Here is a 23,864-nt window from a genome sequence, read left to right on the forward strand (position 1 = left end):
GTTGCCCGACCACCTGCCCTTTCGTGGTCATTTCGTATTACGGTCAGCGCATGGTGACGATCAACGCGCCCGCGCGCAACTGGGCAGGCAATGTGACCTTCGGCGCCCGGCGGACCCACCGCCCGGCCACCGTCGGGGAACTGCGGCGCATCGTCGCCGGCTCGCCGCAGCTGCGCGTCCTGGGCAGCGGCCACTCCTTCAACCTCATCGCCGACACCCCCGGCGATCTGGTCCGGGTGGACGGACTGCCGCCCCGCACCGAGATCGACGCGGAGCGCCGCCGGGTCACCATCAGCGCCGGGATGCGGTACGCGGAGGTCACCGCCGCCCTGCACGCGGCGGGCTTCGCACTCGCCAACCTCGCCTCCCTGCCGCACATCTCGATCGCCGGCTCCTGCACCACCGGCACCCACGGCTCGGGCAACTCGCAGCCGGGCCTGGCCAACGCCGTCACCGCCGTCGAACTGATCGGCCCCGACGGGGAGATCGCCCGCCTGGAGCGCGACGCCGACCCCGGCGTCTTCCCCGGCGCGGTCGTCTCGCTCGGCGCGCTGGGCGTGATCACCGCCATGGAGCTGGAGATCGAACCCGCCTTCCAGGCCGCCCAGTGGGTCTACGAGAACGTCCCGCTGGACGGCGTCGACACGGCACGGTTCGACGAGATCACCGGCGCCGCGTACAGCGTGTCCACCTTCACCCGCTGGGACGACGGACGCGGCACGGTCGTCCTCAAGCGGCGCCTGGACCGCGAGAGCGGCGCCCACCCCGGCGAGGACTGGCAGGGCGGCACCCTGGCCACCGCCCCCTGGCACCCGATCCCCGGCGCCCCGACCGAACACTCCACCCAGCAGCTGGGCGTACCCGGCCCCTGGCACGAGCGGCTGCCGCACTTCCGGCCCGACTACTCCCCCAGCCACGGCGAGGAGCTCCAGTCCGAACTCTTCCTGCCGCGCTCCGCCGCGCCCGCCGCGTTCGCCGTCCTGCGGGAGCTGGGCGCGCGGATGGCACCGGTGCTCCAGGTCTCCGAGGTCCGCACCATCGCCGCCGACGCGCTGTGGCTCTCGCCGTCCTCCGGGCGGGAGACGGTGGCGTTCCACTTCACCTGGACGCTGGAGACCGAGCGCGTACTTCCGGTGCTGGGCGAGATGGAGGCCCGGCTGCTCCCGCTGGGCGCCCGCCCGCACTGGGGCAAGCTCACCACGATGCCGCCGGAGACGGTCACCGCGAGCTACCCGCGGTTCGCGGACTTCCGGCGGCTGGCGCTCTCCCGGGACCCGGCCGGAGTCTTCCGCAACCCGTTCGTGGCCGCCCTGCTCGGTACGGACTGAGCCGCGCCCGCCGGACCGACTGCCGCCGCCCCGAACCGCCGCCGCGCCCGGTCGGCCGCCGCCTCGGCCGCCCGGCGGCGTTCGTCGCGCGGATCGAGCGTCAACTGCTGGTGCGCGCGGTCGGCGTCGGCGAGATCGTCGGCGCGCAGGGAGACCGTACGCACCCGGGCCCGCTGAAGACCCAGCACGTCGTGGAGGGCGTGGGCGGCGGCCGCCAGCACGGGGGTGTGGGCGGTCGGTTCGGGGAGGGTACGGCTGCGGGTGGTCGTGGAACGGTCGGCGTAGCGGACGGTGAGGGTGAGCGTGCGGGCGGTCTGCCCGCTGCCGCGCAGCCGGTAGCCGAGATCGTCGGCGAGGGCGAGCAGGGCGCCGTGGCGGCGGGCCGGGTCGAGTTCGTCGTGCGGGAAGCGGTGATCGGCACGCAGTGAACGGGGCGGGGCGGCCGGGGTGACGAGGGTCGGATCGACACCGCGGGCCAGTTCGCGCAGCCGGCGGGCGGGCGCCGCGCCGAGGATGCGTTGGAGGGTGGCGGCGGGGGCGGCGTTGACCCGGCCGATGGTGTCCAGGCCGTACCCGTCGAGAGCCCGGGCGGTGGCGGCGCCGATGCCGTGCAGGGCGGTGGGCGGCAGCGGATCGAGGAACGCGGCGGCGTCGGTCACCTCATGCACCCCGCGGCCCCCGCCCTGCTGTCCGGCCATCCGGGCGAGCAGCGGGTTGCGGGCGACCCCGATGGTGACGTCGACCCCGTGCAGCGCGAGCGCGCGCACCCGGATCAGCTCGGCCAGCGAGACGGCTTCCCGCCCGAAGTACCGGCGGGCCCCGGAGACATCGACGAGCGCGGAGTCGGGCGGCAGCGCCTGGACGATGGGGCTGATGCCGTGCAGCAGATCGAGCAGTCCCGGGTACGCGTCCTCGGCGGCACCGTGGAACCGGACATACAGCACGGCCCGCTCCCGGGTCCCCGGACGGGGTCCGGTGCCGGGGGCGCTTCCCCCGGGCGCCGAGGGGACGGACCCGGGCGCGGTGGCGTCCGGGCTCTCGCCCGCCGGTGGCGTGCCCTGGTCGGCGGAGCCGTCCGCGTCGGTGTCCGGGGGCGCCGAACGGGCGTGCCCGGAGGGTGCGTCCCGCTCCGCCGGGTCCGCTCCGGTGCCCGCGAGGGCCGGGCCGGGCGCCACGGCGGGGGCCGCCGCCGTGGCGCCACCCGTCCCGTCCGGGGCGGGACCGGACGTGCGGGCCGGGGCGGACTGTTCGTGCTCGTTTCCGTGGCCGTGGGGGACGTTGGTGTGGGCGTGGGTGTGGCCACGGCCCGCGCGGTGGCCCGGGCGGCGGTGGCGGTGTTCCGTCGTGGTCATCCGGCGCTCCCCGGGCTGGCGTGCCACAGCTTGCGCGGTCCTGCGGCGTCGCCGGCCGGGCGCAGGTCGGCCCACGGGTGCAGTGCGTACCCTCCCAGCTCGATCGTCCGTCCCCCGCCGCGGGGAGACCGCTCACCCTCCCCGTCCCGCTCCGGACGCGGCGCGAGGCGTTCGGCCACCGCCTCAAGTCCTCCGGTGCGGCGCAGTCCGGCCAGTTCGGCGAGGTCCCAGGCGGCTTCGCCGACCACGCTCAGGCTGCGCGGCCCGCGCCGCTGGACCGTTCCGCGCACCAGCAGCAGCCACGAGTGGAAGACCGTGTGCGCGCACGCCTCGTGGCTGTCGTCGAAGAAGGCCAGGTCCACCAGGCCCGTCAGATCGTCCAGCGTGGCGAAGATGACCCGCTTGCCGGACCGGATCGGCGGCGTCTGGGTGGCGGCCTTGGCGCCGGCGACCAGCACCGTGGTGCCGTGTTCGGCGTCGCGCAGCGCGCGGGCCGGTACCACTCCCAGCTCCCGCAGGAAGTCCTGGTGCCCGGTCATCAGGTGGCCCGAGGCGTCCATGCCCAGCACACCGAGTTCGGCCTCCGTACGTTCCTCCGCGTCCAGGTCGGGCAGGCCGGCCGGGGCGGTGCGCGCCGCGTCCGCCAGTGGCAGCTGCCGCGCGCCGCGCGTCTGGCGGCTCTGCTGCCGGTGGAGTTCGGCGATGTGCAGCAGCAGGTCGCGGCGTCCTGCGCCGAAGGCGTCGAGCGCTCCGGTGCGGGCGAGCCGTTCGGCGGTGGGCCGGGCGGGGCGGGCCCGCGCGTACAGGTCGCTGAGTGAGGCGTACGGCCGCCCGGCCGCGATCCGTTCCGCTTCCGCCCCGGTGATCCCCTGCACCTCGCTCAGCGCGAGCCGTACGCCCAACATCCCTGATTCGCACTCCAGTTCGATTCGATAGTTCGCGTCCGAGTGGTTCACGTCCAGCGGCAGGATCGGCACTCCGCGCCGCCGCGCGTCCGCCAGCAGCAGCCGCTTCGGGTACATCCCGGGATCGTGCTCCAGCAGCCCCGCGTAGAAAGCCGCCGGATGGTGCGTCTTCAGCCACGCCGACTGGTACGTGGGCACCGCGAAGGCCACCGCGTGCGCCTTGCAGAAGCCGTAGCTGCCGAACGCCTCCACGATCTCCCAGGTACGGGCGATCACCTCGGGCGCGTACCCCCGTTTGCCGGCCTCCTCCGCGAACCACGCCCGCACCCGCCCCTGCCGCCGCGGATCGGACAGCGCGCGCCGCCCCTCGTCCGCCATGCCGCGGTCGCAGCCGGTCATCACGCTCAGCACGCCGATGATCTGCTCGTGGAAGACCACCACCCCGTACGTCTCACGCAGCACCGGCTCCAGGTCGCGGTGCGGGTAGCGGGCCGGCTGCTTCCCGTGCCGCGCGGCGATGAAGGGCCGCACCATGTCGGCGGCGACCGGGCCCGGCCGGAAGAGAGAGATGTCCACCACCAGATCGTGGAAGGTGCGCGGCTGGAGCCGGCCGACGAGATCGCGCTGGCCGGGTGATTCGATCTGGAAGCAGCCGAGCGTCTCGGAGGAGCGGATCAGCTCGTAGGTGGCCGGGTCCGGCGGGCCCTGGGTCACGGCGCCGTCGAGGTCGACGTGTTCGCCGGTGGCGCGTTCGATCTCGGTCAGCGCGTACGCCATGGCGGACTGCATCCGTACCCCCAGCACATCGAGCTTGAGCAGCCCCATGTCCTCGACGTCCTCCTTGTCGAACTGCGACATGGCGAAACCCTCGCCGCTGGTGGGGACGACGGGAGTCCGGGCGCGCAGCGAGCGGTCGGAGAGCAGCACGCCGCAGGGGTGCATGGCGACGCCGCGCGGCAGGGCGTCCAGGGACTCCACCAGCTCCCACAGCCGCGGGTCGTGTTCCTCGGCGGCGATGCCGCGCAGCTCCGGCAGTTCGGCGAGGGCGGAACGGGCGTCGCGGGCGCGGATGTGCGGGAACGCCTTGGCGAGGCGGTCGGTCTCGGCCGGGTCGATGCCCAGGGCCAGGCCGACATCGCGGATGGCGTGCCGTACGCGATAGGTCTCGGGCATGGCGACGGTCGCCACCCGCTCCTCGCCGAAGCGGTCGAAGATGGCGCGGTAGGCGTCGAGGCGGCGGGCGGATTCGACGTCGATGTCGATGTCGGGCAGGACGGCGCGGCGGGTGGAGAGGAAGCGCTCCATGAGCAGGCCGTGTTCGACGGGGTCGGCGAGGGAGATGCCCAGGAGGTGGTTGACGAGGGAGCCCGCGCCCGAGCCCCGGGCGGTGACGCGGATGCCGAGGTCGCGGACATCGTCGACGACCTGGGCGACGGTGAGGAAGTAGGAGGCGAAACCGAGCCGGCCGATGGTGTCCAGCTCCTGGTCGAGGCGTTCCCAGCGGGTACGGTCCCGGTCGTAGCGGCGGACGACCATGCCGGCGACGCAGCGGGAGCGCAGCACGCGGTCGGCGGTGCGGGCGTGGGCGCCGACGAGGTGGGGCTCGGGGAAGTGGACGCTGCCGATGCCGAGGTCGTCCTCGGGGTCGACGCGGCACTCGGCGGCGGTGTCGGCGGTCTGCTGGAGAAGGCGGTGGGCGGCGTCGCGGCGCAGGCCGGCGGCCTCGGCGACGCGGAGGGCGGCGTCCGCCATGGCGCCGGGGTCCTTGAGCCAGTGTTCGCCGTTGTCGCGGCCGGCGCCGCGCGGGTCGATGGGGACCAGGCGGCGGGCGGAGTCCAGGACGTCGGCGACCGTGCCCTGGCCGGGGTCGGCGTAGCGGACGGCGTTGGTGAGGACAGGGACGACGCGCTGTTCGAGGGCGAACCCGAGCGTCCTGGCGGCGGCGCGCGTGGTGGCCGAGGCGTCGACTTCGAGCCGGAGTCCGGGGCCGAACCGGTCCCGCCAGGGGGCCAGGAGGCGGGCGGCACGGTCGGGGCGGCCGGCGGCGAGGGCGCGGGCGACCTCGGAGTCGCCGCCGAGGAGAGCCAGGATCGCGCCGTCGGCCGACGCGTCCGCCGCCGTGGCGCTCAGGTCCTCCCGCAGCAGGAAGGGGCGCTTGCCGTCCCGGGCGTGGGCGGCGGTGACCAGCCGGCACAGCTGCGCCCAGCCGGCGGCGCCGTTGCGGGCGAGGAAGAGGGCGCGGGGCGCGGATTCGTCGGTGAAGGCACCGCCCCGGACGGGGGTACGGCGGCGGGCGGCGGCGGGCGTGCGGTCCTGCGCGCCGTCCGGGTGCAGGTGAACGGCCAGATCGACCCCGTACAGCGCCCGCACCCCGGCCCGGCCGCAGGCCTTGGAGAACCGTACGGCGCCGGCCAGGGTGTCCCGGTCGGTGAGGGCGAGGGCGTCCATGCCGCGTTCGGCGGCGCGTTCGGCGAGCCGCTCGGGGTGGGAGGCCCCGTACCGGGCGGAGAACCCGGACACGACGCGCAGCTGTGTGAAGCCGCTGCCGTTCGCCGTCATTCCGCACCTCCTGCCTGCCCGTCCGGTCCACCATAAACCAGACATCGAACAAACGTCCGATTATCGCGAATCGGCAGCTCACGGGGGCTGCGCGGGAGCGGGCCCGTGTCCGAAAACACCTCTTGCGGCGGGGTGAGCCATCCGGCGACGGTGGAGGCGACACCAGAAGAGGGAGGCCATCGCATGGCGCGGGGGCGCGGAAACTACCGCCGTAACGACGATGACCGCGGAGGGCGGGCGGCCCGGGAGCGGCGCGAACGCGAGCGGGACCAGCGGCGGGACCGCGAACAGCGCCGCGACATGGACCGCGGGCGCGAGTGGGACCGTGACCAGGAACGCCGCGCGGACCGCTCCCTGGACCGCGAGCTGGACCGCGACCGCCGCCGGGAGGACGAGCGCGAACGCCGCCTGGACCGCGCCACCCGCCGCGACATCAACCGCGACCGCGACTACGCCCGCGCCGCGCGCCGCACGAGCCGACGCGGCGGAAGCGGCAGCGGCGCCCCGGTGGCGATCGGCCTGGTCCTCTTCCTGGCGGCACTGCTGGCCCTGCTGGGCTGGCTGGTGCTGGGGTAACCCCCGCTCTCGCTTCCCGCGCGCACGGCACCCACCGCACAGCAGCGCACCGCAACCCGATCCTTCCGGGCACAGGATGTCGGGTCCGGCACAGTGGTCCTTTCCTAGCGTGGTCGACACGAAGGAAGGAATCCGGGGTGCTGGAGCGGTTGAATCAGGCGATGGAGTACGTCGAGGGGCATCTCGATCAGCGGATCGAGGTGCCCGAGCTGGCGCGGATCGCGCTGACGTCGGAGTACCACTTCCGGCGGATGTTCTCCGCGCTCGCCGGGATGCCGTTGTCCGAGTACGTACGGCGCCGGCGGCTCACGCTCGCCGGTGCCGAGGTGCTGGCCGGGGAGCGGACCCTGCTCGACATCGCCGTCCGTTACGGCTACGGCTCGGGTGAGGCGTTCGCCCGCGCGTTCCGTGCCCTGCACGGGGTCGGGCCGGGTGAGGCCCGCCGTACCGGGGCCGTGCTGCGCTCACAGCCCCGGATGTCCTTTCGCCTCATTGTCGAAGGGAGCAGCAGCATGCGCTATCGCCTGGTCGGGAAGGACGCGTTCACGGTGGTCGGCCGCAAGGCCCGGGTTCCGCTGGTGTACGAGGGCGTCAATCCGGCGATCGCGACGTTCATCAAGAGCATCGGTGCGGACACCATCGAGCGGCTGGAAGAACTGTCCGATCAGGATCCGGCCGGAATCGTCGCCGTGACGGCCAATTTCGAGGACCGTACCGGGCCGGAGGGTACAGAACTGGACTACTACCACGCGGTGGTGACCAGCGCGGCGGCCCCGCCGGATCTCGATGTCCTCGCCGTACCGGCCGGTACCTGGGCGGTGTTCGAGAGTTCGGGGGCGTTCCCGGCCGCTCTCCAGGTCATGTGGCGGGACATCTACACCCAGTGGTTCCCGTCCAACCCGTACCGGAGCGCGCCGGGGCCCGAGATCCTGCGGACCCGGCTCTCCCCGGACGGCACCACGGCAGACGCCGAGCTGTGGATCCCCGTGGAACACGCCGGCGGCGCCGACGCGGGCACCGGTCAGACGCCGGGCAACGTGTCCTGATCGACCTCGGTCACCCGGGGCCGGGGGGCTCCGCGAAGTCTCAGCTTCTCGCGGCACTCCGGCCCCAGCCCCCACGTACGGGCCTCGCGGCCGGTCAGCGGCCGGCCGCAGAGCCGGCAGAAGACGGGGGACCGTTCCGCACGGGGGTCCACGCCCGGCAGCAGCGGTTCATCACTGGGAGACATGCGACAGGTCTATCACTCCGGTTCCGTGCCCGCCTTGTCCCCCACCTCCCGCGTCTCCTCCCCCACCCGGCGCGGCGGCTCGCCGCGCGCCCGGCGGACGGCCCGGCCCTCGCGCGCGGGCACGGACGAGCCGGTGGCGCAGCGCGCCGGGCGGCCGGGCCACGGGTGTGCCCGCTGAACGGACGACGGAGCACGACCACACGCCCTTTCCTCACCTCCGCACGCCCGCCGATCGTGGGCATGGCAAGACAAGCTGCACGAAGGTGAGGACGATGGCGTACTGGAGGAAGCCCTACCAGCGCAAAGACGGCACACGAGTACGCGGACACTGGGTCACTCAGAACCCCCGGCAGCGGTCAGGCTCTTCCCTGGGGCCGGTTCTCCTGCTGGCGGCGGTGGTCATTCTGTTGCTGGCGGTGGTGGGCTGACGCCGGAAGCAGCGGGTCGGATGCCCGGCAGCGTGCCCTGGTCCCCTCCCGCCCGGCGGGAGCCGGGGCACCACCTGCGCGGCCAACTCCTCACGCTGCTCGGACAAGGACGATCGAGAACGTAAGAACACGTGCGCACCCATACCCCTGAAGGGTGATTTGCCATCCGTTGCGATCCCCGATGGGTTCTGGACACTCTCCACGGGGTACAGTCCTTGATGGAGCCCTTCGGTGGGCTGCCGGGAACCGGCCGGAACCAGGCAACTGGATCCTCCACCCCAGAGGTGGCAGTGGCCCCCGGAGCCCTCCAATGGGCTTCATCCGTGTCAGGCGACCTCCCATTTCTTCCACCAGCAACGGTCGGTCACAAAAGAATCCGCGCCTGTCGGCCCCATGACCTTCACCCCGTAGCCGTGCAGGCGCCCCTGGGGTGAGCGGTACAGCTGATGTTTGACCAACAGCAGGTTCGCCGCACATGCCTCGTCCTCGTAGGCGCCGCTCAAAGCGGCGTTCAGCAGACCGGCGTGCAGGTCGGCAAGCTGGATGCCGTTCCAGTCGGTACCCGACCAGACCGGCGGCCAGGTGATTCTGTCCCACGGGGGCGGTCTCCACTTGTCGTGATGTCCCTGGCGCACCCGATCGAGATAGCTCACGGTCTCGGTGTGGTCCATGCCCTTCACCGCGCCGAGCCGCACTACCGCACGCCGGGGTCCGCCTTCCCACTGTTCCGCCGCCCACGCGACCCGCTCCAGCAGGTAGCGGGTGGTGTAGTTGTAGAAACGGCCTCCATCGGCGAGACCGGGGTAGGAACGTATGGCGTCCTTGGGAACGATGACATGGACAACCTTGGCCGAGGGCATACTCGCAAGCTCGATGGCAGCCATGGACCGGCGTTTCGGATGTTTCTTCTTGAAGTGATCCACCCAGTGGAGAGGGGCCGTGGCTGCGGGGTGCGAGGCGTGAACAGCCGCGCGGAGACCGGCGGCAGTGGCGATGACGCTCCAGTTGTCCTCGAAGGGCACCAATAACCCCGTCATCGCGAAGAACGGCGAGGACTTGGCCGACAGCCCTCGATCGCCGGTCTCATCGATATAAACGTTGAGGCCACGCGGGCCGGAAGCGGAACCCGAAAGGGCGGATCGTCGGCTCATGCCAACCTGCCTCGGCAGGGCGGACCGCACAACACCTCTGGGAATACGCACACCACGGGAGACGCCACGGGAGAGTCAGCCCTTCGATCCAGCCCTCGGGCTCTCCCCCAGGGCACACTTCGTCGTGGTCCGGTTGCTCACACCCCCCGTTCGCGTCCGGACACAGCACGTTACACCCAGCTGCGGGCTTGTCGGGTATTTCATATGCACTGGGCATGGTCACTGCCGTGGTGCGTCTATCATCCCAGGTGAACTGCCCATCCATCACATGGAGTTCACCGTGACTCACATGGTGTGCGCGGTGGCGTGAAAGGACCAGGGGACGGGGGGAAGCACACATGAGGCTGGGGCGGGCGCTCAGGCGGGCGTGGGTGCGGAGTGGGCCGGGGCCCGTGGTCGAGGTGGTGCGCGAGGAGGGCACGGGGCGGGTGTACGAGGTGCGCGGCGCGCCGCTCGTCGCGAGCGCCGCGCGGGGCAGTGCCGCCGACATCCCGTTCGCCAACGCCGAACAGGCGCCCGCCGCCACGGTGATCCGGCGCAAGACGGACGGACACTGGACGGATGTCACCGCCGCCGCCTTCGCCGCCGAGGTGCTGGCCGTCGCCAAGGGGCTGATCGCCACCGGCGTCCGGCCCGGGGACCGCGTCGCGCTCAAGGCGCGCACCCGGTACGAGTGGGCCGTCCTCGACTTCGCCCTCTGGGCAGCCGGCGCCCAGAGCGTTCCCCTCCACCCCGCCACCTCCGACGGGCAGACCGCCCGGATCATGGAGGACAGCGGCGCCGAACTCCTGCTCACCGACGACGATCTCGACGCCGGCCGCCTCGGCGAACTGATACGGCTGGGCGCCGACATCGGCGACGAGGAGGTGCACCGGCGCCGCATCGCGCTCACCCCGGAAGCCACCGCCACCGTCGTCCACACCCCGGGCACCACCGGAGGCCCCCACCTCCACGCCCTCAGCCACGGCCAGTTGCTCGCCGAGGCCGGCAACCTCACCGAACTCCTGGGTCCCGCCCTCGACATGGCCGGACGCCGGCGCCCCACCGCCCTCGTCCTCCTCCCCCTCGCCCACCTCCTGGGCCGGACACTTCAGCTCGCCTGCCTGTCCGCGCGGATCGTCATCGGCCACACGACCGGCGGGCGTCCGGCCGCACTGCGCTCCGAACTCGCCGCCTTCCGCCCCACCTTCCTCGTCGGCGCACCCCAGCTCTTCGAGAACATCCACGCCACCGCCCGCGCCTGGGCCGAACGCCCGAGCCGCGCCCTCTCCTTCGCCCGCGCCGAACGGCCGGCCGTCGCGTACCGGCGGCGACCCCTGCGGTACGGCCTCGGCGGACGCGCGCCGCGCCCGCGCCTGCGGCCGGCCCACGCCGTCCACGACCTGCTCGTCCACCGCCGCGTCCGCGCCGCGCTGGGGGGCCGGCTGCGGTACGCGCTCAGCGGCGGCGCGCCGCTCGACGCCCGCCTCCAGCGCTTCTTCCTCGGCGCCGGTATCACCGTCCACGAGGGGTACGCGCCGACCGAGACCGGCACGGCGGTCACCCTCGTGCCCCCGCTCGCGCCGCGCCCGGGCACGGTCGGGCAGCCGCTGCCCGGCACCGCCGTACGGATCGCCGCCGACGGCGAGATCGAGGTCAAGGGCCCCACCGTCGCCGTGGACGGCTGGCTGGCGACCGGCGACCTCGGCGCACTCGACGCCGACGGCTATCTCACGGTCACCGGACGCAAGAAGGACCTGATCGTCACCAGCGGCGGCAGAACCGTTTCCCCCGCTCTCCTGGAGAACCGGCTGCGCGCCCATCCGCCGCTCGGCCCCTGCCTGGTCATCGGCGACCGGCGCCCCTTCGTCGCGGCGCTGATCACCCTGGACCCCGACGCGCTCACGCACTGGCTGCGCACGCGGCGGCCCCCGTACCCGCCCGACACCCCCTTCGCCACCCTGCGCGAGGACCCCGCCCTGCGGGCCCACGTGCAGCGCGCCGTCGACGCCGCCAACTCCGCCGTCTCCCCCGCCGCGTCGATCCACGCCTTCGTCATCGTCGAGGGCGCCTTCACCGAGGAGAACGGCCTGCTGACCCCGTCGCTGAGGATCCGCCGCCCGGCCGTCGCGAAGGCGTACGCGCGCGACATCGCCCGCCTGTACACGGAGTTTCCGGCCGTGCCCGCTACACGTAACTCCCGGCCGGTTCGATCGCCGTCCAGTCGATGATCTGGACGGCCGCCCCCGCCGCCTCAAGACCGCGGCACCGGGAGTGGTGCCGCTGGTGGATCTCCTCCAGCCGCAGCTGATCACGGAAGGCGGGCAGCGCCAGCAGCCGGCGCGCGTACGCCCACAGCCACGGGTGACCGGCGATCCGCCGCACGGTGTCCGCGCCCAGGTGCCAGCGGTGCACCGTGTCCAACTGCACCAGCGTCACCCACAGATGGACATCGGCTGCGGTGACCGACTCCCCCAGCAGATACGGGCCGCCCGGCTCGGCCAGCCGCTCCTCCACCCGGTCCAGCGCGGCCAGCAGCACCTCGACGGCGCCCGTGCCGGCCTCCCGCTCCCCGGCCCGCTGGGCGGCCCCGTTGATGCCCTCCTCGAACAGCTCGCCCAGCTCCGCGATCTCCGCCTCGGCGGCGGACGGGTACAGCTCGGGAGCGTCGCCGCCCCGGAAGCGGGTGGCGAGATCACGCAGGATGTGCGGCGCATGGTTGCTGACGATTCGCCCGGTCCAGCGGTCGCGCAGCACGGGCGCGACGGCCGGGCCGGTGTGGCCGTGCCGGGTGGCGGTGTACGCGCCGTGCAGCGCCGCGTACCCGCTGCCGGTCCCGTCGGGAACGGCGGGGAGGGTGGTGAGCGCGACGGTGTCCGTCAGGCCCAGCAGTGCGTGGGTGATGGCGACGCGCAGACAGCTGGGACAGGCGAGCGAAAGGTAGAGGTGGTAGCGGTGGGGTGCGGCGTGGAAACCGCTGCGGGCGTCGGAAAAGATCCGGCCCCGGAACTCCGGCGGCGTGTGCGACATGGCTCTCCTCGGGGGCGCGCGGGCATGCGAAGAAGCGGCCACTCACAGGAGGGGCCGCTCGCGGGGAGGGGTTACGCGGCGCTGGAGGTGCGCAGCAGATCGATGTGCCGGCGGGAGGTGAGCGCCGGACGGCGGATGGCGCCGGTGGCGCTGTCCGCGCAGGAAGTGGTCGCGCAGGAAGTGGTCGTGCGGGAAATGGCCGTGCGGGAAATGGCCGTGCGGATGGTGACGCCGGTCGTGGCCGGGCGCGTGGCACAGCCGGCCTCCGGACCACCACCGTTCATGAACAACCCCGCCCGTCCGCTCGTTCCGCCGGTGTGCGTCCTGCGCCGGGACCAGCCCGGCACAGGACCATGACCTCAGTTCACGGCGAGCTGCGCATCGCGCTTGGCCACTTCCTCCCGGACGATCGGGATGACGTGGCGGCCGAAGTCGATGGCGTCGCCGAGCAGGTCGTAACCCCGCGCCGAGATGATGTCCACTCCGAGGTCGTAATAATCCAGCAGGGCCTGGGCAACTGTCTCCGGAGTGCCGACGAGGGCATTGGAGTTGCCGGCACCGCCGGTGGCGGCGGCGGTCGGCGTCCACAGCGCGCGGTCGAAGCGCTCACCGCGCTCGGCGAGGGCGATCAGCCGCTGTGAGCCGGTGTTCTCGGGCGCCTGGCGCAGCGCGCGGTGGGCGCGGATGGCGCCGACCGTACGGTGTGCCTTCTCCCAGGCCAGTTCCTCGGTCGGGGCGATGATCGGCCGGAACGCGACCTGGATGCGGGGCACTTCCTTGCGTCCGGCGGCGGCAGCGGCCTGCCGTACGGACTCGATCTGCTGGGCGGTCTCGGCGAGCGGCTCGCCCCACAGGCAGTAGACGTCGGCCTCGGCGCCACCGGCGGCGTACGCGGCGGGCGACGATCCGCCGAAGGAGACGTCCGGGCGCGGCTGCCGCACCGGGAACACATCGCTCACGTAGTCCCGGAAGCGGTAGAAGTCCCCTTCGTGGTCGAAGGGTTCGCGGCTGGTCCAGATCTTCTTGACGATCCGGATGTACTCGCGGGTGCGGGCGTAGCGTTCGTCCTTGGTGAGGGTGTCGCCCTCGCGCTGCTGCTCGTGGTCGTTGCCGCCGGTGATGAAGTGGACGGTCAGCCGGCCGCCGCTGAGCTGGTCGAGGGAGGCGAACACGCGGGCGGCGTAGGTGGGGTAGGAGATGTTCGGCCGGTGGGCCAGCAGGATCTGGAGCCGGTCGAGCCTGCTCGCGAGCAGCGCGGCGCCGGTGGCGGGGTCGGGTGAGCCGGAGCCGTAGGCGAACAGCACCCGGTCCCACCCGTGATCCTCGTGGGCGCGGGCGAGTCTGAGCGTGTACTCGGGGTCGAACGCGCCGCCGGAACGCGGGGACGTCTCGGAGCCGTCATGGGTCGCGGCGATGCCAAGGAATTCCACGGGCATGGTGAAGAGACCTCTCGGGGAGGGAGAAGACAACGGTGAGGTGAAGGTGGGCTTGTGTGCCGGGGTCCGACCACGCCATCAACAGGCCGCGGACCACACCCGACCGAAGTCGATATGTCCGCGGATCACCAACCGCCGCTGGGGCCTCATCCCCTCAGTCCACCAGCGCCTTCGCTGTCCGTCAACCACTCCACGGCCGGTGCCGACCGCTGGGGGAACTCCTTGGCCGCCTCGTCCCGGGCCTGACAGCCGAAGAGCAGCACGGCGAGACCGGCGGCAATCCACAGGCAGCGCTGGATGAAGAAGTACGTGTCCGTGCGCTCGTGATACTCGGGGTTCCGGTACTTCATGGGGCCGTACACCTTCCACACCCGCCGGGGCCCGATCGCAGCGACAACGAGCACCACGAACCCGACGAAAATGAAGCCGTCCCCGGTCTGCACTCTCTCCCCTGCCCCCCATGACCCTTACGAGGCGCTCAGACTACCGGCCGGCCCGCGGGCTGGACCGGGCTGCTGTTGGCGGTGGTCGCGCATCGGCTCTGATCCACGCCGACGGACCACCCGGGCGCCGGACGGCACCACCACCGGGGCCACCGCCTCCGTCTGCTCGGCGGATGTGCTGCGGCTGTCCGTGGAGGACCCCAACGCCGGGGCCGGCTCGGTGATGTACACGCCGGCGTTCACCAACACCGGTGACAGCGCCTGCACGCTGACCGGCTTCCCCGGGGTGTCGCTGCTGACCGCAGAGGGCGGCGAGCAGATGGGTGCCCCGGCCCTGCGCGGCCCCGAGGGCGGCGAACCAGAGCGGGTGGAGCGGGAGCGTCGGATGACATGAACTACCTCCTGGCACATGAAATGTGGGGGTGTCAGGGTGACGGGACGAGTACGGGGCCCGGCCGGAACCGGGTCAGGGCAGGCCGGGCCGCCGTCTCGTCATGGTCGTGGCGCGTGAACCGTGGGGGGCGTTGGGCGCTCACCGTGTCCTGGTGTGAGCGCGCCGGCAGTCACGCACACCAACCCGCCATGCCTGAAGGGAGTTCGGGATCTCTTCGTGGTACAGCCCGCTGGCAACGCCGCTGACGTGGTGCAAGGGGCTTAGACTCAGCGAATTCTCGGCGTCCGGAAACGCCGTCGGCCGGGCTCAGCAGCTTTCGCAGGTGAAGTACAGCCCCTCCCAGTGGTCGCTCATCTGCGTGAAGTAGTTGCCCATGCCCGTCCAGTACCGGGGCACGTCGTCATCGGGGCGATTCTCTATGAACCTGTAGTTGTTCACCACGAAGTCTTCGAGGCAGCTGTTGAACGAGTAGTCCAGCCGGAAGCCCTCCGCGTGGCTGTAGGGCTCGGACGGGTGGCCGCGTTCCGTGCCGCCGACGATATTGATGTCGCAGCCGCTGCGGAGCTTGAGGACTTGCGCCGCCCGGGCCGTATCCCAGTTGAGCTCCTCGAAGGACGTACACGCCTGGTCTTCACGGTCGGAACAGTTGCCGACGGACGACCAGGTGATGCCCACCTCCTCGAACATCTCCACGGCGCGCTCGTGCGAAATCTTCTCCGGCTCGAACATCACGGCGGCGCGCTCGTGCGACATCTTTTCCGGGTGCACCGTCACCTCAGAGCCGGTGGCCGCCCCGGCCGTGGCCGGGGCGGCGACGAGAGCGGTACCGCTGAGCGCCAGGGCCGCGATAACCGATCGGATACGCATGAGTGGGAAACCTCCTGCTGTGGGGAGCGCCCGAAATGGGCGCGTGTGCGTCAGATGGCCATGTGGCCGATTGGCGTGCAGGTGGTGCCCGGTCATGCTGCCCGAGAGCTCCGGGCATTTGCTATGCCAGCCCGGGCAGTCTGGCGGTGCCGCCCCGGGCAGCCATGCGGGCAATGGCCCCGGGGTGCGTTTGTCGGCCATCGGCCGGTGGTATTGGCCCGCACCGCCGATGGGTCGGCGGCGCCCGGCCCGCTTTCGTCACCCGAAAGCGCGGACGGCCTCAGCAGCCGCCGCAGTTGTAGTAGGTCACGTCCCAGTGGTTGCCCTCACGGGTTCCCAGACGCCGACCGGTGCTGGGCCGCGCCGTCGCTCCGGTTGCCGACGGGTCCGCGACCAGGGCGGCCCCGGTGAGGGCGAGGGTGGCGCCCAGCGCGAGCACCCCGAGTACGCCTACGCGCCCACCGCGCTGGACGCGGTGCGCGGCGCCGATCCGGTCGTGCTCGCCTCCGAGTGGCCCCAGTACACCCGCGACCCCAAGCTGCGCGCCCTGGCCGCCGAACTCGTCGGCTGGCTGGGAGCTGCGCGGCCGCGATGAGCGGCGCTCGCGTCCGGCTACTTCTTCCTGGTGTCCCAGGGGTTGGCGCCGAAGGTGCGCAGCAGGACGATGAGCGCGGCGCCCAGCCGCCAGTCCACCTCCGGGGTGTGCAGATGCAGCTTGTCGCCACGGGTCCGGAACTCCAGCGGCATCCGCCCGCCCGCACGCCACCTGATCCTGCGGGGACCGCGGGCGACGCCGCCCTCGTTGCCGGCGACGCTGTCGAAGATGGTCATCAGCAGGATCATCACTTGCAGCGGCAGCAGCAGCCACCACAGGCACCACCACAGGATCCGGCCCTTGAAGCCGACCACCTCGGGGCCGCCGGCGGGCGTCACCGTCCAGCGGGTACGAACTCCCCTGCCGCGCAGCGCCTTCTCCCGCTTGAACATACCGAGGTGCTCGCCGCCCGCGCCGAGCACCTGGAACGTCGCGACGCCACCGGCGGCGGACCGGGTCACCAGCGTGGCCACACGTTCCCGACGGTGCTCGTCCGCCCACAGGACGAACGAGCGGGTGCCGCTACGGTGCGCCGCCAGGTACGCGGGTACGCCGCCCGGCGGCAGTTCGCGCTCCACGTAGGCGATGACCTGGGCCGGGCCGGATGCGCCGGTGAGCTCGACCACGTTCTTGACGGGTGCGGACGGGTCGCCGCTGTCCAGGTACGGGGAGATCTTCAGCGTCAGTACGTTGCTCATGCGGGCGTCCTCCGTGGTCGGCCGGCTGCTGGATCCGGCCCCACCCACTCGACGCCGTTCGTGAGGGCCGTAGTTGCGGTGTGGTGCGGAAAGCCGAAGGATCCGCCGAGCCGGAGTCCGCCCCTGAAGCGGCCGGGACGGGGCGCGGCGGGACGGTGAGGACCCGTCAGAGGTGGCACGACGCGCGGATGACATCCGTCGGTCTCCGTACGGCGACTGTGGGTCGGGGGTGGAAACCGTGGTTGACCTTCACCTTGGGGCAGCCCGCAGCATCGGTGAGGCCGGGCGACGCGCTCGGTATGAGGAGGAACGAGCATGGGGTTGCTGACCATCGGGGCGTTCGCGAAGGCGTCCCGGCTGTCACCGAAGGCACTGCGTCTTTACGACGAGCTCGGTCTGCTGACCCCCGCCCGTGTCGACCCGGTGACCGGCTACCGCCGCTACGCACCGGAACAGTTGGAACAGGCCCGACTGGTCGCCTGGCTCCGGCACCTGGGCATGCCCCTGGCCCGCATCCAACACGTCTGCGCGCTGGACCCGGGCCCGGCGGGCCAGGAGGTCCGCGCGTTCTGGGCCCAGGTCGAGGCCGACACCGCCGCACGGCGGGACCTGGCCACCTTCCTCATCGACCACTTGTCCCGAAAGGACCCCGCCATGTCCGCGAACGCCACGCCCCTGGCCATCCGTTACGCCGCTCTTTCCGACACCGGCCTGGTCCGCGAGAGCAACCAGGACACCGCCTACGCCGGGCCCCGGCTGCTCGCCGTCGCCGACGGCTGCGGCAGCCGGGGAGGCCCGGCCGGCGCGGCCGCCATCGGCGCGCTCAAGCACCTTGAGACCGGCAGCCTCCCGGCCGGAAATCTCCTCAACGTTCTCGAAGACGTCGTCGACCGGGCCCAGCAGGCCGTCCACTCCGTCGCCGGAAGCGGGTCTTCGGCCGGGGGCACCGGCACGACGCTCACCGCGATGCTCTGGACGGGATCGCAGCTGGCCCTCGTCCACATCGGCGACTCCCGCGTCTACCTCCTGCGTGAGGGAGAACTGTTCCGGATCACCCACGACCACACCCTGGTCCAGTCGATGGTCGACGAAGGACGCCTCAGTCCGGAGGAAGCCGCCTCCCATCCTCAGCGGTCGCTGCTGGCCCGGGCCCTGGGCCAGGGCGCCGATGCCACCCCCGACATGCGCCTTCACGACGCGCGGCGGGAGGACCGGTACCTGCTGTGCTCCGACGGCCTGTCGACCGTCGTGCCGGACCAAGACATCCGCCACGTGCTCGCCGGGATGGGCGAACCCGAACAGGCCGTCCGCGAACTCATCGCCCTCGCGAACGCCTCCGGCGGCCCCGACAACGTCAGCTGCGTGATCGCCGACGTCGTGGAGGAGCAGCGGTAGAAGCGAACCGGCAGCGACCACATATCCGGCAAGGGGGCGAGACGCACGCCCGTGCTCGGCGGTCCTGGCCCTGAGGGCTCAGGGTGTGTGTTCCGTCGTGCGGGTTCCGTCCGGGTGGGCACCCTCGGTACGGGCGTCCGGCGCGCCGGTGTGCGGCGCGCGCCGCTGCTGCCGCACCCGCTGCGTCATGACGACCCCCGGGACGGCAAGCGCGATCAGGAGCGGCAGCGCGGCGGCTATCGCGACCCAGAGAATGAGGGCGAGGTACCCGTAGGCGGCGTTCCCCGTGTCCCGGTCCGCCACCACGAGCAGGACGACGCTCGCCAGGAACGCGACCACCATCAGGGCGCCGAGGGCGATGGCGAGGCCGAGGAGGATGCCCGCCCATCGCCGGTAGGCGTCGCTGACTCCCCCGGCCCGCGGTGTCACGTACGCCACGGGCGCGGCGGTCATCGGGTCGGGGTGCGGGGCTGGCTGCTGGTCGGACATGAAGCCCCATTCTCCTGTGCACTGCCCCCGAACGCCAGCCTCGCCTCTCCGGCCCGTACCGGTGCGCGGGCGGCAGTGGAGCACGCTGCCGCCCGCTGCGCTCACAGCAGGTGGTCGGCCTTGCCGGCCTTGATCTCCCGGATCATCGTGGCGAGGGCCTCGCGTGAGTCCGAGATGGACAGGTGCTCCTGCCCGGCGACCGCTATGTAGGCGTTGCCCTCGCCATCGGTTCCCAGGCGGAAGCAGTTGTTCCCTTCGCCGCAGAACGCCTCTTCCCAAGTGATCTCACTCAACTGAACTCCTCTACAGTTCGCGGATGATGCCGTGAATGAAGTCGCGCGAAGCCTCGGCTGACAGTGTCTCTCTGTCCATCCACCGCAGGTGATCACGGTACTTGGCGAGCTGCGCCTCGCTGTGCAGAAACTCGGGCCCGTGGGCCGAGTCGAGCTGTGCGGTGTCGAGCTGAGGAACCGCCCCTTCCGAGTACAACAGGGCGTGTCCAGCGCCGGGGAAGCTGCCACGCTCAACGGGGATGATCCGAATGGTGACGTTGTCCCGCTCACTCGCTTTGAGCAGCGCGTTGAGCTGATCCAGGGTGGCCTCACGACCGCCGAACCGCATGCGGAGAGCCGCCTCGTGTATGAAGCTCACGTAGGTCATCGGCTGTTCCCGGGCCAGCACCTTCTGTCGGTCCATACGATGGGCGACCCGGAGTTCGATCTCCAGGCGCGGGAGTTCGGGCAATACTGCCGCGAAAATGCTGCGGGCGTAGACCTCGGTCTGCAGCAGTCCCGGTACATGCACCGTCTGAATCGTCTGGATTCCAGCCGAATGCCATTCCAGCTCGGCGATGTCCAGAAGCCCGAGCGAGACCCTCCCCCGGTATTCGTCCCACCAGTACCCACGCGGGTTCTCTGTGAACTCGATCAGGGCCGTCACATAGGCCTCGTCCGTGCATTCCGCATGGGTGGCCAACGTGCGCAGCCGTTCGGGGCTGATGTTGCGGACCCCCGACTCGATGTTGGAGATCTTGCCCCGATCCGTACCGAGCAGCCCCGCTGCGTATTCGGCCGACAGACCCGCGCCCGTACGAATCTTGCGGATCTCTGCTCCGAGTCGCTTCTGCCGCTGACTGGGCATCGTCCGTGGAGGCATGGAGGTCCTTCCTGTGCGCTTCCTGCTCAGTCTGCCGAGCATCACCCTAGCCCAACAGGGGTGGTGTATTTATCCCTCGCTATGTGGCGCATGATGGCCACCATGCTCTACCGTTGGTGATGTGGCGCTCGCGCACAGCGAGCACCGCCTGCGTCCCCCTGCGTATGGGGAAACGATCGGTGATCCGCCGGGTGTCGCAGTGACTCACGCTTTCCACCAGCCATCCAGCAAGCGGAGTTGCCATGTCCGAATCTCAGACCCATGGTCTGGTCGCCGTCCCACCGGGCGGGCTCGTGCCGGTGAGTGTCGGGTGCCCCGTCGCGGGGGCCGATCAGGTGGAGCCCCGGGAAGGGGAGTTGGCCTACGGGTTCACCCTCCCCGCCTCCGCCGCCGCCCCGGCGATCGCACATGAGGCCACCGAGGTCATCCTCGACGTGCACCGGGTGTACGCACTCGCCGATTCCGCACTGGAGCTGGTGCGGGAACTGGTCACCTACGCCTGTCGGTTCAGCGGTGACGGCCAGGAGGTGCACCTTTCCCTGCGGCACCGGGACAGGGTGCTCAGCCTGGCCGTGTACGACCCCCATGTCTGTCACTCCTGCCCCACTCGGCGGCCGGACCGGCTGCGACAGGCGTTGTCCGTCGTGCGCCGGCATGACGGGGCCTGGGGGCTGGAGTCGGGCGCCGGGACCCGGACCTGGGCAACGCTTCCGGACGCCCCGCGCCGCTGGGCCGCCTGAGTCAGCGCAGGCGCAGGCTCTCGGGAGGGCCGAGGTAGCTGGGGCGGAGGCCGCCGGTGTCCGCCACCAGTTTCTGGACGACCATCGTGGGGTCCACCATCCACAGCTTCAGGGTGTGGCGGCCGGCGGTCGTGAGGGTGTGGTCGGTCGCCGTCAGGTTGATGTTGTCCGAGGTGTTGCGCTCCCACCCCTTGTTCATCGCCGTGTCGTCGGCGCCCGTGGCGGCCGTGATGTTCACCGCCTGCGGCGGCTGGTCGTCGAAGGAGACCGCGTACGTCAGGCCGTCCGTCGGCAGGACGTTGTTCCTCGGGGAGGCGTACACCCACAGGCGCAGCCGCCCCGCGCCGAACAGCGTCAGGTCGTACTCCAGGCACGGCCCGGCCCCCGGGGCGAAGCGGGCGGCGGTCACCGGGAAGGGGGTCATCGCGGCGCCGGTACGGCCCGCGTCCGGCAGGCGGTGCCAGCGGACGCCGCCCGCGCCCACCGCGCGGGTGTGGTGGTCGGCCTCCATGGCCACGTAGCCGCCCGCCTCGATGAAGCCCTTCAGCTCGTGCCGGTTGACCTCCGGCCGGTGGACGGGGGCCAGGACGCGGGCCTTCGCGCCGTTCGGGCCGCGCACCGTGATCGAGGCCCGCGTCCGGCCGCGAGGCGCCTTCGCCCAGTCGATCGTCACCGTGACCCGCAGCTGGTCGCCCACCGGTCCGCCGGAGTGGGAGACCTTCAGCCACTTCTCGGACGGCGTCACCGTGCAGGAGAAGGGCCGCTGTCCCCGGTTGAAGATCTCGATGTACTGCTCGGGGGCGGTCTGGTAGGGGGAGAACTCCGGGAGGACCAGCGGTTCCTCCGTATCCGGCCACCACGCGGTCGAGCCGTCCACCGCCACCCCCAGCTCGGCCCGTTCCGGCACGTCGATGCGGCGCGGCGCGGGGTGGATGGCGTCCGGCAGCGCTTGGTGGTCGGGGGTCTGGGGCTGCTGCCAGCCGGCGTCGGGTCCATACCGTTCCACGTCCCCGTAGCCGATCTTCGGCTGGGTCTGGAAGCCGCTCCACTTTCCGTCGGCCAGCGTGGTGTTGTAGTAGTCCGACATCGCGCGGTCGTCCGCGAACCGGGCCTCGGCCGCGTCCGCCAGCGCGTTGGTGGCGGCCCGCCCCTGTCGCGCGTAGAGCAGGCCGGTGAACTGGGCGGCGCGCAGGGCGTACAGGTTCGCCGTGGCCTCCACCTGGTACTGGACCAGCTGGTAGTAGGCGTCGCGCTGTTCGGCCGGGAGGGTGTGCGCGATGCGTTCCGCCCGGTCGTCCAGGTGTTCCCACTCGGCCGTGACGCGTTCCAGTTCGCGGTAGTTCTCCAGGGAGTAGGGGGTGGCCGCGTCGTCGTGGAGCACCTCCCCCGTGTCCGGGTCCACGGTGATGCGCCGGTTCAGCAGTTCCGGCTTGCGGCGGGACTGGAGGACCCCGTACGTGTGCAGGACCTCGGCGATCTCCGCCGCGTGGCGCGGGCCGAAGTTCTCCTCCGCGTAGGCGCGTTCCCACTCCCCCAGCCGGTCCATAGTCCAGCGTCCGGGGTCCCAGGCGTAGTCCAGGAAGAATTGCAGCGGGAGTTCCTCCGCCTTCATGTCGCCGCAGTTGACCACCCACAGGCGGTCGACGCCGTACTGGTGGGCCAGGTGCAGTTGTTCCCAGGTGGAGGCGAGGTTGACGGTGTCGACCCACTTGTAGTTGCGGCCGACGCCGACGTAGTCGAAGTGGTAGTACAGGCCGTAGCCGCCGGAGCGTTCGGGCAGGCTCTGGTCGGGGAGCTTGCGCAGGTTGCCCCAGTTGTCGTCGCAGAAGATGACCGTGACGTCGTCCGGCGGGCGCAGGCCCTGGTCCCAGTAGCGCTGCACTTCCTTGTACAGGGTCTGGACCTGCGGGACGTCCAGGTGGCCGGCGTCCTTCAGGATGGCGCGCTGCGCGGCCAGGATGGATTCCATCAGCTCGATGCCGTCGCCGTCCGGCAGGCTGACGTCGCCGTTGCCGCGCATGCCGAGGGTGACCACGCCCTCGAAGTCCTCCTCCTTCATGCGGCGGATGCCGTCCGCCCAGTAGCGTTCGACCGCCTCACGGTTGCGGCGGTAGCTCCACTCCCCGTTGCCGCCGTACGGGTCGGTGCCGCCGCCGGCGTGCCGGTTCCACTCCTCGATGCCGCGCATCATCGGCCCCTCGTGGGAGGTGCCCATGACGATGCCGTACTCCTTGGCGGTGGCGTGGTTGGCCGGGTCGTCCTCGGCGAAGGCCCGGCCCCACACGGCCGGCCACAGGTAGTTGGCCTTCAGGCGGAGCATGACCTCGAAGACGCGGGCGTAGAAGGCGCTGGTGAAGCCGCCCGGGTGGCCGGGCGCGTGGCCCGGCCCGAAGTGGCGCGGTGCCCAGGTGCCCAGGGCCGGGTTCTCGTCGTTGATGAAGAAGCCCCGGTACTTCACGGCCGGGGTGCCCTGGGTGTGCCGGCCGGGCAGGATGTACGCGCGCTCGCGGCGCCGGGCGGGGACGTCGTTCCACCAGTACCAGGGGGAGACGCCGAGCTGGCGGGAGGTCTCGTACACGCCGTAGATGGTGCCGCGCTGGTCGCTGCCCGCGATGACCAGGGCGCGGTCCACGCCGGGGGCCGGGTCGTCGACGATCTGCTGGAGGCTGGTCTCCCAGCGGCCCTCGATGCCGCTGACGTCGAGCCGGCCGCCGGCGATCAGCCGGTCGACGAAGGGGCTGCGGCCGATGGTGCCGATGATGACGATCTCACGGGCGGCCGTGGCGGGGAGTCCCTCGTGGTGGTCGTGGTGGTCGTGGACGGCGGGTGCGGCGCCGGTGACCCGTTCGATGTCGTCCCGCAGGTCGCCGGTGACGCGCAGCACGCCGGGGTGGTCGGCGGAACTCACCACCAGCGGAGCCGCTTTGCCGCTCGCGGCCAGGGTGAGGGAGCCCGGCTGCCAGGTGGAGGCGATGAAGGTGGCGCTGCGGTGCCCGGTGGCGTGGGCGGGGGTGGCGGCGGGCACGGCGGCGGCTGTCGCCGCGGTCAGCGGAAGCAGGCCCAGAAACGCACGGCGGCTCGTCATGTACGCGATAATTTCCGGAATTCTTCCG

Annotated in this window: 24 protein-coding genes; 10 read left to right on the forward strand and 14 right to left on the reverse strand. The window is 71.8% G+C overall.

Going from position 1 to position 23,864, the window contains the following annotated elements; translation table 11 throughout:
• Positions 1-50: 50 nt before the first annotated feature.
• Positions 51-1,328: an FAD-binding protein gene (locus H7827_RS03270; RefSeq protein ID WP_432742514.1), complete on the forward strand. Its 1,278-nt coding sequence runs from the start codon at positions 51-53 to the stop codon at positions 1,326-1,328.
• On the opposite strand, the gene H7827_RS03275 is transcribed toward H7827_RS03270, so the two are convergent.
• Positions 1,229-2,680, reverse strand: a complete 1,452-nt coding sequence (locus tag H7827_RS03275) for a DNA polymerase Y family protein (RefSeq protein WP_432742516.1) — start codon at positions 2,678-2,680, stop codon at positions 1,229-1,231. The genes H7827_RS03270 and H7827_RS03275 overlap by 100 nt on opposite strands.
• On the reverse strand, positions 2,677-6,144 hold the full coding sequence (locus tag H7827_RS03280) for a DNA polymerase III subunit alpha (RefSeq protein ID WP_432742518.1): 3,468 nt from the start codon (positions 6,142-6,144) through the stop codon (positions 2,677-2,679). Before H7827_RS03280 ends, H7827_RS03275 begins: the two co-directional genes overlap by 4 nt.
• 183 nt (positions 6,145-6,327) lie before the next feature.
• Here H7827_RS03280 and H7827_RS03285 point away from each other — a divergent pair, with 183 nt between their 5' ends.
• Positions 6,328-6,720 (forward strand): hypothetical protein, encoded by a 393-nt coding sequence (locus H7827_RS03285; protein WP_432742520.1) that lies wholly within the window; start codon positions 6,328-6,330, stop codon positions 6,718-6,720.
• Positions 6,721-6,857: 137 nt separating this feature from the next.
• Positions 6,858-7,766 (forward strand): AraC family transcriptional regulator, encoded by a 909-nt coding sequence (locus H7827_RS03290; protein ID WP_432742522.1) that lies wholly within the window; start codon positions 6,858-6,860, stop codon positions 7,764-7,766.
• On the opposite strand, the gene H7827_RS03295 is transcribed toward H7827_RS03290, so the two are convergent.
• Entirely contained in the window at positions 7,742-7,951 is a 210-nt protein-coding gene (locus tag H7827_RS03295; protein WP_078635395.1) for a DUF6011 domain-containing protein, read from the reverse strand. The genes H7827_RS03290 and H7827_RS03295 overlap by 25 nt on opposite strands.
• On the opposite strand from H7827_RS03295, the gene H7827_RS03300 reads away from it, so the two are divergent.
• The gene (locus H7827_RS03300) at positions 7,950-8,129 is read left to right on the forward strand and encodes a hypothetical protein (protein ID WP_432742525.1); all 180 of its coding nucleotides are present in this window, start codon (positions 7,950-7,952) and stop codon (positions 8,127-8,129) included. The two genes, H7827_RS03295 and H7827_RS03300, sit on opposite strands and share 2 nt — an antisense overlap.
• Before the next feature lie 576 nt (positions 8,130-8,705).
• Here H7827_RS03300 and H7827_RS03305 read toward each other — a convergent pair.
• Positions 8,706-9,530: a DUF3800 domain-containing protein gene (locus H7827_RS03305; protein ID WP_432742527.1), complete on the reverse strand. Its 825-nt coding sequence runs from the start codon at positions 9,528-9,530 to the stop codon at positions 8,706-8,708.
• 338 nt (positions 9,531-9,868) lie between these two features.
• Between H7827_RS03305 and H7827_RS03310 the strand changes: the two genes are divergently transcribed.
• Complete coding sequence (locus H7827_RS03310) at positions 9,869-11,740, forward strand: AMP-dependent synthetase/ligase (RefSeq protein ID WP_432742529.1); 1,872 nt, start codon at positions 9,869-9,871, stop codon at positions 11,738-11,740.
• Here the strand turns inward: H7827_RS03310 and H7827_RS03315 are convergent.
• On the reverse strand, positions 11,697-12,539 hold the full coding sequence (locus H7827_RS03315) for a glutathione S-transferase C-terminal domain-containing protein (RefSeq protein WP_432742531.1): 843 nt from the start codon (positions 12,537-12,539) through the stop codon (positions 11,697-11,699). The two genes, H7827_RS03310 and H7827_RS03315, sit on opposite strands and share 44 nt — an antisense overlap.
• A 71-nt stretch (positions 12,540-12,610) precedes the next feature.
• The gene (locus H7827_RS03320; protein WP_432747930.1) at positions 12,611-12,751 is read right to left on the reverse strand and encodes a putative leader peptide; all 141 of its coding nucleotides are present in this window, start codon (positions 12,749-12,751) and stop codon (positions 12,611-12,613) included.
• Here H7827_RS03320 and H7827_RS03325 point away from each other — a divergent pair.
• A complete protein-coding gene (locus tag H7827_RS03325; protein ID WP_432748079.1) occupies positions 12,684-12,896 on the forward strand; it encodes a hypothetical protein in 213 nt (70 codons plus the stop codon). The genes H7827_RS03320 and H7827_RS03325 overlap by 68 nt on opposite strands.
• Before the next feature lie 2 nt (positions 12,897-12,898).
• Here the strand turns inward: H7827_RS03325 and H7827_RS03330 are convergent, their stop codons facing one another.
• Positions 12,899-13,975 (reverse strand): LLM class flavin-dependent oxidoreductase, encoded by a 1,077-nt coding sequence (locus H7827_RS03330; RefSeq protein WP_432742533.1) that lies wholly within the window; start codon positions 13,973-13,975, stop codon positions 12,899-12,901.
• 146 nt (positions 13,976-14,121) lie between these two features.
• The gene (locus H7827_RS03335) at positions 14,122-14,418 is read right to left on the reverse strand and encodes a hypothetical protein (protein WP_432742535.1); all 297 of its coding nucleotides are present in this window, start codon (positions 14,416-14,418) and stop codon (positions 14,122-14,124) included.
• 175 nt (positions 14,419-14,593) lie between these two features.
• Here H7827_RS03335 and H7827_RS03340 point away from each other — a divergent pair, with 175 nt between their 5' ends.
• Positions 14,594-14,812, forward strand: a complete 219-nt coding sequence (locus H7827_RS03340; RefSeq protein WP_432742537.1) for a DUF4232 domain-containing protein — start codon at positions 14,594-14,596, stop codon at positions 14,810-14,812.
• 306 nt (positions 14,813-15,118) lie between these two features.
• On the opposite strand, the gene H7827_RS03345 is transcribed toward H7827_RS03340, so the two are convergent.
• Entirely contained in the window at positions 15,119-15,679 is a 561-nt protein-coding gene (locus H7827_RS03345) for a hypothetical protein (protein WP_386540881.1), read from the reverse strand.
• 316 nt (positions 15,680-15,995) lie between these two features.
• Between H7827_RS03345 and H7827_RS03350 the strand changes: the two genes are divergently transcribed.
• A complete protein-coding gene (locus tag H7827_RS03350; RefSeq protein ID WP_432748080.1) occupies positions 15,996-16,274 on the forward strand; it encodes a hypothetical protein in 279 nt (92 codons plus the stop codon).
• 17 nt (positions 16,275-16,291) lie between these two features.
• Here H7827_RS03350 and H7827_RS03355 read toward each other — a convergent pair whose 3' ends face one another.
• Complete coding sequence (locus H7827_RS03355) at positions 16,292-16,972, reverse strand: hypothetical protein (protein WP_432742539.1); 681 nt, start codon at positions 16,970-16,972, stop codon at positions 16,292-16,294.
• A 315-nt stretch (positions 16,973-17,287) separates the two neighbouring features.
• Here H7827_RS03355 and H7827_RS03360 point away from each other — a divergent pair, with 315 nt between their 5' ends.
• Positions 17,288-18,367: a MerR family transcriptional regulator gene (locus H7827_RS03360; RefSeq protein WP_432742541.1), complete on the forward strand. Its 1,080-nt coding sequence runs from the start codon at positions 17,288-17,290 to the stop codon at positions 18,365-18,367.
• 78 nt (positions 18,368-18,445) lie between these two features.
• On the opposite strand, the gene H7827_RS03365 is transcribed toward H7827_RS03360, so the two are convergent.
• The 3 genes from H7827_RS03365 to H7827_RS03375 form a co-directional block, all read right to left on the reverse strand.
• Complete coding sequence (locus tag H7827_RS03365; RefSeq protein WP_432742543.1) at positions 18,446-18,856, reverse strand: hypothetical protein; 411 nt, start codon at positions 18,854-18,856, stop codon at positions 18,446-18,448.
• A gap of 101 nt (positions 18,857-18,957) precedes the next feature.
• A complete protein-coding gene (locus tag H7827_RS03370; RefSeq protein WP_432742545.1) occupies positions 18,958-19,149 on the reverse strand; it encodes a hypothetical protein in 192 nt (63 codons plus the stop codon).
• A 10-nt stretch (positions 19,150-19,159) separates the two neighbouring features.
• Positions 19,160-20,011, reverse strand: a complete 852-nt coding sequence (locus tag H7827_RS03375) for a helix-turn-helix domain-containing protein (protein ID WP_432742547.1) — start codon at positions 20,009-20,011, stop codon at positions 19,160-19,162.
• 242 nt (positions 20,012-20,253) lie between these two features.
• Between H7827_RS03375 and H7827_RS03380 the strand changes: the two genes are divergently transcribed.
• Positions 20,254-20,751 (forward strand): ATP-binding protein, encoded by a 498-nt coding sequence (locus tag H7827_RS03380; protein WP_386540889.1) that lies wholly within the window; start codon positions 20,254-20,256, stop codon positions 20,749-20,751.
• Position 20,752: 1 nt separating this feature from the next.
• On the opposite strand, the gene H7827_RS03385 is transcribed toward H7827_RS03380, so the two are convergent.
• Entirely contained in the window at positions 20,753-23,836 is a 3,084-nt protein-coding gene (locus H7827_RS03385) for a glycosyl hydrolase 115 family protein (protein WP_432742549.1), read from the reverse strand.
• Positions 23,837-23,864 lie beyond the last annotated feature (28 nt).

The organism is Streptomyces sp. JH002 (assembly GCF_050916115.1).
Classification (GTDB): Bacteria; Actinomycetota; Actinomycetes; order Streptomycetales; family Streptomycetaceae; genus Streptomyces; species Streptomyces xiamenensis.

Bases quoted from the DNA above. Each gene is read 5' to 3' on its own strand.
- H7827_RS03305 (WP_432742527.1), bottom strand. From the start codon at position 9,530: ATGAGCCGACGATCCGCCCTTTCGGGTTCCGCTTCCGGCCCGCGTGGC.
- H7827_RS03315 (WP_432742531.1), bottom strand. From the start codon at position 12,539: ATGTCGCACACGCCGCCGGAGTTCCGGGGCCGGATCTTTTCCGACGCC.
- H7827_RS03285 (WP_432742520.1), top strand. From the start codon at position 6,328: ATGGCGCGGGGGCGCGGAAACTACCGCCGTAACGACGATGACCGCGGA.
- H7827_RS03380 (WP_386540889.1), top strand. From the start codon at position 20,254: ATGTCCGAATCTCAGACCCATGGTCTGGTCGCCGTCCCACCGGGCGGG.
- H7827_RS03385 (WP_432742549.1), bottom strand. From the start codon at position 23,836: ATGACGAGCCGCCGTGCGTTTCTGGGCCTGCTTCCGCTGACCGCGGCG.
- H7827_RS03270 (WP_432742514.1), top strand. From the start codon at position 51: ATGGTGACGATCAACGCGCCCGCGCGCAACTGGGCAGGCAATGTGACC.
- H7827_RS03275 (WP_432742516.1), bottom strand. From the start codon at position 2,680: ATGACCACGACGGAACACCGCCACCGCCGCCCGGGCCACCGCGCGGGC.
- H7827_RS03365 (WP_432742543.1), bottom strand. From the start codon at position 18,856: ATGTCCGACCAGCAGCCAGCCCCGCACCCCGACCCGATGACCGCCGCG.
- H7827_RS03295 (WP_078635395.1), bottom strand. From the start codon at position 7,951: ATGTCTCCCAGTGATGAACCGCTGCTGCCGGGCGTGGACCCCCGTGCG.
- H7827_RS03280 (WP_432742518.1), bottom strand. From the start codon at position 6,144: ATGACGGCGAACGGCAGCGGCTTCACACAGCTGCGCGTCGTGTCCGGG.
- H7827_RS03355 (WP_432742539.1), bottom strand. From the start codon at position 16,972: ATGAGCAACGTACTGACGCTGAAGATCTCCCCGTACCTGGACAGCGGC.
- H7827_RS03360 (WP_432742541.1), top strand. From the start codon at position 17,288: ATGGGGTTGCTGACCATCGGGGCGTTCGCGAAGGCGTCCCGGCTGTCA.
- H7827_RS03330 (WP_432742533.1), bottom strand. From the start codon at position 13,975: ATGCCCGTGGAATTCCTTGGCATCGCCGCGACCCATGACGGCTCCGAG.
- H7827_RS03345 (WP_386540881.1), bottom strand. From the start codon at position 15,679: ATGCGTATCCGATCGGTTATCGCGGCCCTGGCGCTCAGCGGTACCGCT.
- H7827_RS03375 (WP_432742547.1), bottom strand. From the start codon at position 20,011: ATGCCTCCACGGACGATGCCCAGTCAGCGGCAGAAGCGACTCGGAGCA.
- H7827_RS03310 (WP_432742529.1), top strand. From the start codon at position 9,869: ATGAGGCTGGGGCGGGCGCTCAGGCGGGCGTGGGTGCGGAGTGGGCCG.
- H7827_RS03300 (WP_432742525.1), top strand. From the start codon at position 7,950: ATGCGACAGGTCTATCACTCCGGTTCCGTGCCCGCCTTGTCCCCCACC.